At 40.9% G+C, this 12,680-nt stretch carries 14 protein-coding genes and 1 riboswitch; of the genes, 7 read left to right on the forward strand and 7 right to left on the reverse strand.

Annotated elements, in window-relative coordinates:
- Positions 1–101 precede the first annotated feature (101 nt).
- Complete coding sequence (locus EQG61_RS07975; RefSeq protein ID WP_129461397.1) at positions 102–650, reverse strand: acyl-CoA thioesterase; 549 nt, start codon at positions 648–650, stop codon at positions 102–104.
- A complete protein-coding gene (gene rmuC, locus EQG61_RS07980) occupies positions 634–1,986 on the reverse strand; it encodes a DNA recombination protein RmuC (protein WP_129461398.1) in 1,353 nt (450 codons plus the stop codon). The genes EQG61_RS07975 and rmuC overlap by 17 nt, the downstream gene beginning before the upstream one ends.
- Positions 1,987–2,085: 99 nt before the next feature.
- On the opposite strand from rmuC, the gene EQG61_RS07985 reads away from it, so the two are divergent.
- Positions 2,086–2,649, forward strand: coding sequence for a pseudouridine synthase (locus EQG61_RS07985; protein WP_129461399.1), 564 nt, complete (start codon positions 2,086–2,088; stop codon positions 2,647–2,649).
- Between the two features lie 97 nt (positions 2,650–2,746).
- Complete coding sequence (locus EQG61_RS07990) at positions 2,747–3,781, forward strand: DUF4476 domain-containing protein (RefSeq protein WP_129461400.1); 1,035 nt, start codon at positions 2,747–2,749, stop codon at positions 3,779–3,781.
- A 52-nt stretch (positions 3,782–3,833) separates the two neighbouring features.
- On the opposite strand, the gene EQG61_RS07995 is transcribed toward EQG61_RS07990, so the two are convergent.
- Genes EQG61_RS07995 through EQG61_RS08005 form a run of 3 tightly spaced genes read right to left on the reverse strand, consistent with a single transcriptional unit; the run spans position 3,834 to position 6,777 of the window.
- Positions 3,834–4,613, reverse strand: coding sequence for an ABC transporter ATP-binding protein (locus tag EQG61_RS07995; RefSeq protein ID WP_129461401.1), 780 nt, complete (start codon positions 4,611–4,613; stop codon positions 3,834–3,836).
- A complete protein-coding gene (locus EQG61_RS08000; RefSeq protein ID WP_129461402.1) occupies positions 4,613–5,641 on the reverse strand; it encodes an iron ABC transporter permease in 1,029 nt (342 codons plus the stop codon). The genes EQG61_RS07995 and EQG61_RS08000 overlap by 1 nt, the downstream gene beginning before the upstream one ends.
- On the reverse strand, positions 5,641–6,777 hold the full coding sequence (locus tag EQG61_RS08005) for an ABC transporter substrate-binding protein (protein ID WP_129461403.1): 1,137 nt from the start codon (positions 6,775–6,777) through the stop codon (positions 5,641–5,643). Before EQG61_RS08005 ends, EQG61_RS08000 begins: the two co-directional genes overlap by 1 nt.
- 96 nt (positions 6,778–6,873) lie before the next feature.
- A riboswitch (cobalamin riboswitch) is annotated at positions 6,874–7,099 on the forward strand.
- Between the two features lie 77 nt (positions 7,100–7,176).
- On the opposite strand from EQG61_RS08005, the gene EQG61_RS08010 reads away from it, so the two are divergent.
- The 5 genes from EQG61_RS08010 to EQG61_RS08030 all read left to right on the forward strand — a co-directional run bounded on the left by EQG61_RS08010 (position 7,177) and on the right by EQG61_RS08030 (position 11,347).
- On the forward strand, positions 7,177–9,126 hold the full coding sequence (locus EQG61_RS08010) for a TonB-dependent receptor plug domain-containing protein (protein ID WP_129461404.1): 1,950 nt from the start codon (positions 7,177–7,179) through the stop codon (positions 9,124–9,126).
- 135 nt (positions 9,127–9,261) lie between these two features.
- Complete coding sequence (locus tag EQG61_RS08015; RefSeq protein WP_129461405.1) at positions 9,262–9,771, forward strand: RNA polymerase sigma factor; 510 nt, start codon at positions 9,262–9,264, stop codon at positions 9,769–9,771.
- Positions 9,758–10,216 (forward strand): hypothetical protein, encoded by a 459-nt coding sequence (locus EQG61_RS08020; RefSeq protein WP_129461406.1) that lies wholly within the window; start codon positions 9,758–9,760, stop codon positions 10,214–10,216. The genes EQG61_RS08015 and EQG61_RS08020 overlap by 14 nt, the downstream gene beginning before the upstream one ends.
- A 25-nt stretch (positions 10,217–10,241) precedes the next feature.
- Entirely contained in the window at positions 10,242–10,790 is a 549-nt protein-coding gene (locus EQG61_RS08025) for a DUF4252 domain-containing protein (RefSeq protein ID WP_394345562.1), read from the forward strand.
- 86 nt (positions 10,791–10,876) lie between these two features.
- A complete protein-coding gene (locus tag EQG61_RS08030; RefSeq protein ID WP_235829043.1) occupies positions 10,877–11,347 on the forward strand; it encodes a DUF4252 domain-containing protein in 471 nt (156 codons plus the stop codon).
- Positions 11,348–11,390: 43 nt separating this feature from the next.
- On the opposite strand, the gene EQG61_RS08035 is transcribed toward EQG61_RS08030, so the two are convergent.
- Positions 11,391–11,834, reverse strand: coding sequence for a sterol desaturase family protein (locus EQG61_RS08035; RefSeq protein WP_129461408.1), 444 nt, complete (start codon positions 11,832–11,834; stop codon positions 11,391–11,393).
- Between the two features lie 2 nt (positions 11,835–11,836).
- Entirely contained in the window at positions 11,837–12,676 is an 840-nt protein-coding gene (locus tag EQG61_RS08040) for a phytoene/squalene synthase family protein (protein ID WP_129461409.1), read from the reverse strand.
- Between the last annotated feature and the right edge of the window lie 4 nt (positions 12,677–12,680).

The following is a 12,680-nucleotide window of genomic DNA, read 5'->3' on the forward strand; positions in this document are numbered from 1 at the left end:
TGTTTCTAGTCCAAAAATAGAAAAAAAAATCTATTTACCTAATTCCATTGTAGTTATCTGAGAATTTTTCATGTATAAATTAGAATTTGAAAAAAGTAGACTTAATTCATTTCGACTTTAACATTGTAGTTTTCGAGGTTTTTTAGGGCTTCATCCGACTTGTAATCAAATTCTATTTCATGGCGGTTTCTAGTTTTTCGGGCTTCAATTTGTTGGATGCAATTGTAAAAGCGGCGCACTTCTTCAAAAGTGTTCAGTAGTAAACCTGGAACTTCCGTGTTTTGACCCGTTTCGTCTTTGGCCACCATTGTAAAATAACTGGAATTGCAGTGTTTGGATTTTCCCGTTTGAATGTTTTCCGATTCGACACGAATGCCAATAATCATCGAACTGCGCCCTACATAATTCACACTTGCTTTCATGATGACCAATTCGCCCACTTCAATCGGATTTAAAAAATCGACCGTATCTACTGAGGCCGTGACACAGTAATTGCCCGAAAATTTTGACGCACAAGCAAAAGCAATTTGGTCCATTAACGACAAAATATACCCACCGTGAATTTTTCCACTAAAATTGGAATGCGAGGGTAACATCAATTGTGAAATCGAAATCCGTGAGGATTTTACCGATTTATATGTTTTCTTCATGAGAATGATTTTCTAAGGATTCATTTTTTGTACTACCGGCTCTGGAAAGTAACACTTCAGGCAGCGCTTTTTTTGCTTTTGCGCCCATTTTTTTCAAACGCTCCACACTGCTCACTAAATTTCCTTTGCCTTCGATTAATTTATTCATGGCGCCTTGGTACTCGGATTTTGCTTCATCCATTTTTTTACCAATCTTGATTAAATCACCCACAAATCCTTCAAATTTATCATACAATGCACCCGCTTGGCGCGCAATTTCTAACGCGTTTTCTTGCTGCTTTTGATTGGTCCACATACTATTTATTGTTTTTAAAGTGGCCAAAAGCGTGGTGGGTGTGACAATGACGATATTCTTTTCAAACGCTTTGTTGTATAACGTGGTGTCTTCATTCAATGCTACCGCAAAAGCCGCTTCGATAGGAATGAAGAGCAAGACAAAGTCCGGACTCTCCATTTGGTACAAATCGTAATAATTTTTTGCACCCAATTGTTCGACATGGCGGTTTATAGCAATAATGTGATCCCGTAAATGATTTTTTTTGAATTCGTCATTTTCTTCATTGGTGAACCGTTCATAAGCCGTCAAGGTCACTTTTGAATCCACAATCATTTTTTTTCCATCAGGTAAGGCAATCACCACATCGGGTTGCAAACGTTGCCCATCTTCGGTGGTAAAACTTTGTTGGACAAAATATTCCCTGTCCTTTTCCAAGCCCGATTTTTCCAACACGCGCTCTAACACCAATTCGCCCCAATTTCCTTGCATTTTACTGTCACCTTTCAAGGCTTTGGTCAAATTCACGGTTTCTTTGGACATTTGTTCGTTCATTTCGCGCAAGCCCACTATTTGCTGGCGTAAAGCGGCATGGTAGTCGATGCTTTCTTTGTGGGTGTCTTCGACTTTCTTTTCAAACAACTGAATTTTATCTTGCAAAGGTGTCAAGATGTTTTTCAATTGCTCTTTGTTTTGTTCGGTAAATTTGGTGGTTTTTTCTTCTAATATTTTATTCGCCAACAATTCAAATTCTTTGGTGAATTTTTCTTGCAACTGTTCGACCTCCTGACGGTATTCTTTATTGCGTTCCAACAAATTATCAAAATCGACTTCTTTTTTGGTAAGTTGCATCGCCACAGCTTCTCGTTCGTTTCGGAATTGTTCTTTTTCAGCAGTTACATTTTTTACTTGTTGCTGCATTTGATCCAATTGCAGGTTAATTTGGCGAATTTGTTCCTCTTTTTGGGCTAAGGTAGCTCCTGCTTGGTTGCTCGAAAGTAATTTTCCGATGAAGAAACCCAGCACCAAGAATACGGCTGATAAGATGATGGTAAGTGTCATTGGTATGAATTTTTAGCTCATAAAAATACAAAACAAAAGCCGTCTTTCAATAGTTGTAGTTAATTTCATAACTGTATTTTTGAAGCGAAATTTAAAACGATGGAACACAGGCATTTTCTTTTGCATAAACCCCACGGTTATTTAAGTCAGTTTATTTATGAGAAAAAACGGCACAAGAAACTATTGGGAGAATTGTATGCTTTCCCTGAAGGAACCATGGCTATTGGTCGGCTGGATGAAGACTCGGAAGGCTTACTTTTATTAACCACCGACGGGATGATGAGTGAATTGGTGCGCAGTAAGACCATCGAAAAAGAATACTATGCTCAAGTAGACGGCCTAATTACGGATGAAGCTATTGCACGATTGGAGGCGGGAGTGGAGATCGGGTTCAAAGGGATACGCTATACCACCAAACCGTGTCAGGCAAAAAAAATAGTAGCGTTACCCGAATGTATAGGAGATGGTCGGCGTATTCGTGATGAACGGCACGGTCCGACGAGTTGGGTGAGCCTCACCTTAACAGAAGGGAAGTTTCGTCAAGTGCGTAAAATGACGGCTGCAGTCGGTTTTCCTACGTTACGACTCGTGCGGGTTCGGGTAGGCGAATTTACCTTGGGTTTACCAGCGGGTGAGGTCCGCGAAGTATCTTCTTTTTTTTAAAAAATCATACCTTTTTTATATAAAAATTTTTAATGGCACGTTTATTGGGTTTGCTTTTTACGAATTAAGAATTATTTTTACCAAAATTTTAATCATCATGAAAAAAATTACTTCTGTTTTACTGTTATTGATGGCTTCACTTTCTTTCGCTCAAGGAAGTCCGGTGGGGCATTTGACCATTTTCTCTGAAGATGGTGATAAATTTTATCTCATTTTAAATGGGGAACAACAAAATGACATTCCACAAACGAATTTGCGCATCGAAGATTTGAATCAGCCGTATTACAATGCGCGAATCCAATTTGAAGACAAATCGTTGATGGATATCACGACCAACAACATGATGATTGCCGATGTAGACGGCATCATGTCGGATGTCACTTATAAAATTAAGCGTGACAAAAACAAAAAAGGAAAAATGAAAATGAATTATTTTTCAGCGATTCCTGTTCGTCCGAATTATATTGCACCTTCTAATGTGTATGTGATGCATTATGGACAACCGCGTCCTGCTCCTGTTCAATCCCAAACGGTAGTTGTACAGCAACAAGCGCCTCAAACGGTAGTGGTGCAACAAACTCCGCCCGTTCGTGGAGGTTCGGTAACACAAACAACGACAACAACCACGACTTCAGGTGGTGATAATATTAATGCCAATATTAATGTGGGTGGAATCAACATGGGATTTTCCATTAACGATAATATGGGTGGTGGAAGTGTTACTCAAACCACAACCACAACTACTTCATCTTCATCACATGTTAATCATAACGGTGGCGAATTCCAAAATCCACGTCCTGTTGTGGTGACTACTCCTACACCTGTGGGATGTCCGGGAAGAAGCTGTATGCGTCCAGCGGATTACAATGCGGCTTTGGCTACCTTAAAAAAACAAGCGTTTGAAGATTCTCGTTTGAAAACAGCCAAGCAAATTGTGGCAGTGAACTGTTTGAACGTAGATCAAGTGATCGAAATTGCAAATTTGTTTTCGTTTGAAGATAACAAATTAGAGTTTGCGAAATATGCGTATGACTTTTGTATTGAGCCACGCAATTACTTTAAAGTAAACGGAATTTTTAGTTTTAGTTCCAATGCGGACGAACTATCCGAATATGTGCAAAGTCGTCAATAATTGCATTGACTTTTAATAGATAGAATAAAGCTGTTCTTCGGAGCAGCTTTTTTTATGCAATGATGAAGCGTCCAGTAGTTGGATCAAAATGGATATTTTCGTCTTGAAATAAGGTAGAAAAAACACCCGAACTGATATGATTGCAAGGTTGATCGAGAATTACCTGTTGGTGGGTCATGACCAGCATTTCATCGGAAAGTTGGATGGCCAAATCAATATCGTGAGTCGAAAATAAAATGCATTTATGGGTTTCTGTCGCTAATTTTTTAAGTAAGCGAAACACACTCACTTTATGCACCAAGTCCAAATGTGTGGTGGGTTCGTCCAACACCATCCACGGCGTATCTTGGGCCAAAGCACGGGCGATCAAAACCCGTTGCAATTGTCCGTCGCTGATTTCAAAGTGTTTTCTATGTTGGAAATCCGCTACTTCTGTGAGTTCGATGGCGCGGGCAATTTGTATTTTATCGGCCTCGGTGAGTTGCCCCAACCAATTCGTGTAGGGTTGGCGTCCCAAGGCAATTAATTCATACACCGTTAAATTACTCATCGGAATTTTTTCCGTGAGGACGAGTGCCAATTGTTGGGCCCGTTCTTCCGGAAGCAGTTTGTCAATGGGTTGGTTGTTAATGAAAATTTCTCCCGAAAGCGGTTTTTGTAAGCCGCAAAGGGTCCGCAATAATGTCGATTTCCCAATACCGTTGGGTCCGACTAAACTAATCAACTTTCCGGTTTGTAACGTTAAATGGAGTCCTGATGCCAAGACGTGATCTCCGTTTTTTGTAGGGTAGCCTACGGTTAAATTGGATGTGGTTACAAGTGCTTTTTCCATTACAACAAACTTTTTTTACGAACCATTAACCAAATAACCACCGGAGCACCTACTAGCGAAGTGATAGCATTGATGGGCAAGGTAAAATTAAATCCGGGTAACTGGGACACGGTATCGCAGCACAACATCAATCCCGCTCCAAGCAATAAGGTGGCGCCAAATAAGGTACGGTGATTGTGGGTTTGGAATAGTAATTTCGCTAAATGCGGTACGGCTAACCCCAAAAATGCAATCGGACCTGCGAAGGCTGTGATGCTCCCCGAGAGTAGACATGTTGCTGTAATGATTAATAAACGTGAGCGCCGAATGGGAATTCCCATGCTAGCCGCATAATTTTCACCCAATAACAAACCGTCGAGTGCTTTGATTGAAAAAAGACTGATTAATAATCCAATGAATAAGCACGTCGCCAGAATGGCAATGCTGCCATAAGAAAGATTCCCGATATTGCCCATGCTCCAAAAGGTGAAGCGTTGCAATTGTTCTGCCGAACTGAAATAACTCAAGATGGAAACAATCGCCGACGTAAAACTCCCAAACATAAGTCCGACAATCAATAAACCTGCTGTATCTCTCAATTTACGCGCAACGATGAGCACCAAAAGTAACACGGCAAAACTACCCAAACACGAGGCAATCACAATTCCATAGGGTGATATAAGTAGCGAACCTATAGCAGCAGGAAGTAAAGTCGCTCCCATAATGACAAAAGCCACACCAAGACTGGAACCCGAACTGAGTCCGAGCACATACGGTCCCGCCAGTGGATTGCGAAATAAGGTTTGCATGAGTAGGCCACAAGTGGAAAGTCCCATGCCTACTATAATCGCCGTCAAGGCTTTGGGAAGTCGAAAGTGGATGATGATGTATTCCCAAGTGGACTTTTCGGCAGTGGTGCCGAACAAACTTTTCAAAACTTCTTTGAGGGGAATAGCGACTTGACCCAAGGCAAGGTTGGTAAGGAGCGCAAGGAGAAAAAAGACTCCGAGGCCGATAAACAAGTTGCGATGGCGTTGCGTTGTGGTCACTATTCGAGTTTTACAAAAAAGTAAAGTTGGTACGAAGGTAATAATTCTGGATGGAGAATTTTGACCAAATCTTTTAAAACGAGATCAGGGCGGTTGGGTGCCAATTCATAATATAAGCTTCCTCCGGTTTTTCCTTTTTTGCGGTTGAAGGAATACACTTGTTTGTTTTGAAATGCTTTGAATTGGTTGTAATGCGGATTGCTAGCTTGCATATCGGTCAACGAATTGAATTGTCCCGAGGTGATCCAGAGTTGGGCATCGTGCGCTTTTTCAAAAACGGTTTCAAAGGATAAGGACAAACTACCCGTACCTTTTGTGGCTTTCCACAGATAGTCGCCATGGGCTTCATTGATTAACAAGCTGCCCCAGCTGTCACCTTTGGGAAGGTACCATTTGCCTTCAAAAATATCGCCAGCCAATACGGTCGTTTTTTGTTTCACTTGGGCGGCGATGACTTTGGTGCGCTGGTAATCCTGTTCAATTTTGGTAAAAATTTCTTCGGCTTTGGCTTGTTCGTTGTATAGGGCACCAAAAAATTTAATCCATTCGGCGCGGCCTAGCGGCGTTTGTTCGTTCCAATCGCCGTTGAGGATAACTTTTAAGCCGCTTTTTTGTAGGTTGTCTAATGTCGGGTTATTGTTGTCGATTCCGTAACCTACAATGACATCAGGTTGGAGTTCGAGCAACACCTCCATGTTTAGGGTTTGATTGGAGCCCAATTCTTTGATTTTACCTTGATCAATGCGTTTTCGAACCTTATCTGAAGAGATGTAATCTAAGTTGGGGAAACCCACAAGGGTGTTGACTTTACCCAACATTTCTATCGAAGGAATGTGCGTGGTTGAAGTCGCCACCATTTTTTTGATCGGTACAGTGATAGCAGTATAGTTTTGAAGCGTATCGGGTAGGGTAACGCCTTTTTTATGCAAAACGTAGGAATAGGTTTTTTGGGCTTCCGGCCAAGGGTTGCGAACAGTTACTAACGTGAAATTTTCGAAGTTTTCAATGGAGAATCCGGTGGCATATTTAACCGTATTCGAGGGTTTTAGAGGCGCAGTGGCGGTGGTGTCCGACTTGCATTGCACCGTCAAAATGGCCAAAAGGAAAACGAAAAGGAGTCCGGTTTTGCGAAACATGAATTTTTTTTGGCAAAAGTAGGGATTTCGGTTTGGAGTTATGAATTATGAGTTATGAATTATGGATTGTGTTTTTATAATTGAAAATAAAAATTACCTTTGCGGGCGTATTTCGGTTGGGTAAGCACGTCTGTGTTTATTCATTAAAAGGGAATCAAGTACGGAAATTTAGAATTTAGAATTTAGAATTTTTCAAATCTTGAGCTGTACCCGCAACTGTATGCTACCAAGCTTGTCATCGCTACGATGCCATTGTTCGAAAGAATGAGAAGGCGGATGACAAGACGCAAGCCAGGAGACCTGCCGTGATATACTGAGTATCAAACTTTCGGGATAAAAGTTTGGGTATGGGTAATTCTATACTTTTTTCCCAGTAGTAGTAATTTTTAGGGAACAAAAATGAACAACAAATGGTGGGGTATTGGTGCCGTATGGGCGCTAGTATCAACGTTGGCGTATGGTCAACAAAAGGAAACATCCAAGGTGAATCAATTGGATGAGGTCGTGATTTCCGACACGAAGTTTGCGCAAAGCAAAGAAAAATCGGGAAAAGTAATTTCAAAAATTTCACAAGACGATTTAAAGAAGCGCAGTGGGCAAACCTTAGCGCAAGTGCTGAACAGTGTGGCCGGCGTGGAAATCAACGGGAGTCAAAGTGCCAGCGGTAAAAACTTGGGCTACTACATTCGCGGGGGTCGCAACCAACAAGTGTTGATTGTGATTGACGGGAATCCGGTGACGGATCCTTCGGGGATTAGCTTCGAATTTGATTTGCGCTTGATTCCGGTAGACCAAATTGAAAGTATCGAAATCATGAAAGGTGCTGCGAGTACGTTATATGGAACAGGTGCAGCGACAGCGGTAATCAACATCACTACCAAATCGGCTGGAAAAAAAGTACTGCAAGGAAACGGGTATGTGAACATGGGTTCGAACAATACCGCGCAACAAAGTAAGATCAACGCACAGGAATTCAACCAAGGTTTTTCAGCGAATGGAACGGCGGGTCAAGTAAGTTATGCTGCTGCAGTGAATAGTACAGAATCCAAAAACATGTCACAACTCGCGCCCCCAGCTGGACAAACGTATGAAGCCGACCGATTTTCGAGAATTAATATTTCGGGGAAATTGGGATGGAAAGCCACGTCAAAATTACGATTGGATGTGTTTGGGAGTCAGGACAAAATCCAAAACGCCTACGATCAGGCTTTTGACAATACAGGAACGGGCGATACGCCGTTGAATTCTACAACATCAAAACAAGAACGTTTTGGGTTTTCACCAACGTATACGTACAATAAGGGCGAGTTCAAAATCAATTCGGCCTACACCAAAATCGCTCGCGATTATGACGAGTTTAATTCATGGATGAACCAAATCGACCGTTCGAGTTATGTAGGGCGTTCTGTAGTTGTCGATGCGTTTAATAAGTATACCGTTCGCAAAGACTTGTTTGTGATTGCGGGGGTGAATTACCAGTTTCACGATATGAATTCGGTCACGCCTTACGGATCCATTGCCAAAGACACGACGAAGTTTAATATGGTGGATCCGTATGTGACGGCAGTTTGGAATTCAAAATTTGGATTGAATCTCAATGTGGGCGCTAGAATGAATCACCACAGTGCGTACGGCAATCATTTTGTATACAATGTGAATCCGTCGTATACATTCAAGAACCTTCCTGTAAAATTGATTTCATCGGTGAGTACGGCCTATGTGACGCCAAGTTTGTATCAATTGTATTCCCAATATGGCAATCGTACGTTGCAACCCGAATCGAATTTTACGGGAGAGTTGGGATTTGAAACCCAGTTGTTACAGAAAAAAATGGTGTTTACAGCGGTAGGATTTTACCGTGAGCAAACGGATAGTTTTGGGTTTTTCACGAATCCGAGTACGTTTCAATCCAACTATATCAATATTGATGGGATGAATAAAGCCAAAGGTGTGGAAACTTCTTTGGACTATAAAGTGACACAAGCGGTCCGATTGACGGCCAATTACACCTTTACGCAGGTGGATGAAGCCTTAAATCGATTAATTCCGAAGCACAAAGCGAATGTGGGATTAGAGGTAATTCCGTCTTCACGTTGGTTTGTGAATGTGAATTACCAATATACGGACGGTCGTCGCGATTTATTTTTTGACGGAAACACCTTTGCTACGGTACCGGTTCAGTTGGGATCCTACTCCCTTTTGAATGGTTTAGTGAAATATGAATTACTCAAAAATCAGTTGACTCTTTTTGCCTCAGCAACGAATATTTTGAATGAAGAATTTACAGAGAATGTGGGGTATTCCAGCCGCGGACGTAACTTCCGTATTGGATTGAACCTATCTTTGTAAAACCAATTACTTTTCATGTTTGTGATTGCTCTTCCTTGATTAACAGGGGAGAGCAATTTTTTTTGAAAAAAAATACCGTTCCTTTGTAACAATCGAAATTGAAGTTCGTCTTCATTTTATAAACCGGTACTGACCATGCACCAAAACGAATTTGTACAACTGATTACTCCTTTTAAAGACAAGGTTTTTCGCTTGGCAAAACGGTTATTGGTGAGTACGGAAGAAGCCGAAGATGCCACCCAAGAAGTGATGGTGAAGTTGTGGGCCAAAAACGAAACCTTATCTGAATTGAATAGTGTGGAAGCGATGGCGATGACGATGACCCGAAACTATTGTTTGGATCAGTTGAAGTCGAAACGTGCTGGGAATATGAGTATTGCGCATAGCAATTACCAAGATCGGCAAGCGGGATTGCAACAGCAAATGGAGGATGGCGATCGGTTACAATGGGTTGAGCGAATGATTAACGATTTACCCGAACAACAACGGATGATTATTCAGATGCGGGAAGTAGAAGAATACGAATTTGAAGAAATCGCCAACGTGTTGGGAATGAATGAAACGGCTGTTCGTGTTGCTTTATCGAGGGCACGAAAAGTTTTACGAGAAAAAATGATGCAAATTGAACAGTATGGAATCGGTTAAAAACATAGAATTATTACTGGAAAAGTATTTTGAGGGCGAAACGAGTATAGCGGAAGAAAAAGTGTTGAAACAGTATTTCACCTCCGAAACAGTGGCGCCTCATTTAGAGCAATATCGATCTCTTTTCGGTTATTTTAAAGCAGAACAAGAAGAAAAACTGGAACAACCGATAGTGTTGACCTCTCAGAAAACTACACTATACCGTTGGTTGGTAGCAGCGAGTATCGCTTTATTGCTTGGCGGTGGATTTTGGTTTACCCAACAAGAAGCGCCTCAAAATGCAGTTGCCCAATCAGAATTAGGAACTTATGATTCGCCAGAGGAAGCTTTTGAAGAAACGCAAAAAGCATTGGCTATGGTGTCGGGTCATTTGAATACCGGTATCGAGAGTATTGGCTATTTAAACGAATATGAAAATTCTAAAAATCAAGTATTTAAACAATAATTATCATCAAAAAACGAATCGTATTATGAAAACAATTCTTCAAACTTCAGTAAAGCGTCTATCCAAAGGAATGACTGTTTTGGCCATGTTGTTGGTAGTGCAATTGGCATCAGCACAGGCCGTATTTGACAAATTTGACAACCAAGATGACATTCGTGCCGTCATCGTGAACAAAAAAATGTTCTCCATGATGGCGAAAATGGAAGTCAAAGATAAAGACGGGCAACAGTTTTTGGCCTTAGTTAAAAAATTGGACAACCTTAAAGTATTCATGACAGCCAATGACAAACGTTCGACCGAGATGAAAAACGAGGCGATGAAATATGTAAAAACGGCTGGATTGGATGAGTTAATGCGGGTAACAGAAAAAGGAAAGTCCGTTCGTATCTATGTTCGCTCTGGTGCTACGGAATCACAAGTGAAAGAACTGTTGATGTTTATTGAAGGATCAGGAAAAGATGAAACAGTGCTTATGTCATTAACGGGGAACTTTGATTTGGATGAATTATCAGCATTGACTGAAAAGATGAATTTACCCGGAGGAGCAGAGTTGAAAAAAGCAGGTAAAAAATAAGAACGATGAGTACAGTTGTGCGATTATTTTATGCTCTAACATTTTTATTGAGCTTGTTATTGGTGAGTTGCCAATCTGAGCCTAGTATGCAAAAGTATTTTGTAGACCACCAACAAAAACCTGGATTTAGTGTTTTTGACGTGCCTTCCAGTATTATCAATGCGGACAAAGCCCATTTGAGTGCTGAGCAAAAGCGTGTGTTGGGAACCTTTAAAAAATTGAATGTATTGTTTTATAAAGCCGATCCCAAGCATCCGCATAAAATTGATGCCGAGCGCAAGCAGATGCAAACGATTTTAAAAGACACTACCCATTACCAGCAATTGATGAAGTTCGGTTCCGGGAAAGACGGAGGTTCTATCAGTTTTGTGGGTTCAGAAGATGACGTAGAAGAAATAGTCTTATACGGCTGTAAATCCGATGGAGGACTGGCAGTGATCCGAATTTTAGGCGATAAAATGAATCCTGCGGATGCCATGACATTCTTGTCGGTATTGCAAAGTTCTGAAGTGAATATGCAACAATTGGAACCGTTGAAAGGTATTTTAAAACCGTAATGAAAAGAAGAAAAAAAATCCCGAAGCATCCTTCGGGATTTTTTTATGATTTGAAATATTTCCAAGGCACGACTAACATGCCAAAACATTCTCCGTGTTCCTTGCCAATGTGTTTGTGGTGCATTTTGTGTGCACGACGAACGGCTTTGGCGTAACGATTGTTGGCATTTCTAAACATTTTGAAACGCTGGTGAATGAAAATATCATGTACTAAAAAGTAAGTCAGACCGTAAGCAAAAATTCCCAATCCAATAGCTAAACCGATGGATAAGATATCATTTTGCCACAGTAAAAAAAACGCAATGCTTACTACGGCATAAAAAATGAAAAAGGCATCGTTGCGTTCAAACCAAGAATCGTGGTCTTTTTTGTGGTGATCGGCATGCAATGACCATAAAAATCCGTGCATCACATATTTATGAGTGAACCAAGCCATGAATTCCATCATGAAGAAAGTGAGGAAAAAAACTAAAAAATGAATCCACATAATTATAATATATTTAGACGGTAAGTGACATAACAACGCGCCAATAAACCAATTTTTTCGTAATCCGGAACTCGAATGCGGGTGTTGCGAATTTCCATAGAGGGCGTTCGTTTTAATTTGGATAATAATTTTTTATAATAAATGTACGCTGTATACACTCCAAATTTAGCTTCCAAAGGTAATTTAATTATTCCTGAGTAGGCCGCTTCAAAGTCGGCTTCAATATCCCGAATAATTTCGGCCTTTGAGGCTTCATCCAAACGGGTCAGGTCGGTATTGGGGAAATAGGTCCGACTCAAATCCTCAAAATCGGCTTTGAGGTCGCGCAAGAAATTCACCTTTTGAAAGGCAGAGCCCAAACGCATCGCGGATTCTTTCAATTCGTCATACCTTTTCTCATCGCCATTCACAAAAACCATCAAGCACATGAGTCCGACCACATCCGCAGAACCGTAAATGTATTCTTGGTATTCGGAATAGGTGTGGTATTTGCTTTTGTGCAAATCCATTTTCATGCTTTTCATGAAAGCTGCAATCAAATGACGTGGAATGTTGTATTGATGCACCGTTTTCTGAAATGAATTGAGAATGGGATTTAAGCTAATACGGTCGTTTAATGCTCGATCTAAATCTTGTTCAAATCGCTCAAATAAAGTTGCTTTATCGTAATCATGAAAGGTATCCACGATTTCATCAGCAAAGCGAACAAAGCCATAAATGTTGTAAATGTCTTGGCGAATGGAGGGGGCTAACATTTTTACGGCCGAGGAAAACGAAGTGCTATAAGCCTTAGTTGTCGTGCGACTGCATTCATAAGAAACTTGATCAAATAGCGATTTCATATCG

The organism is Flavobacterium stagni (assembly GCF_004122105.1).
Lineage (GTDB): Bacteria > Bacteroidota > Bacteroidia > Flavobacteriales > Flavobacteriaceae > Flavobacterium > Flavobacterium stagni.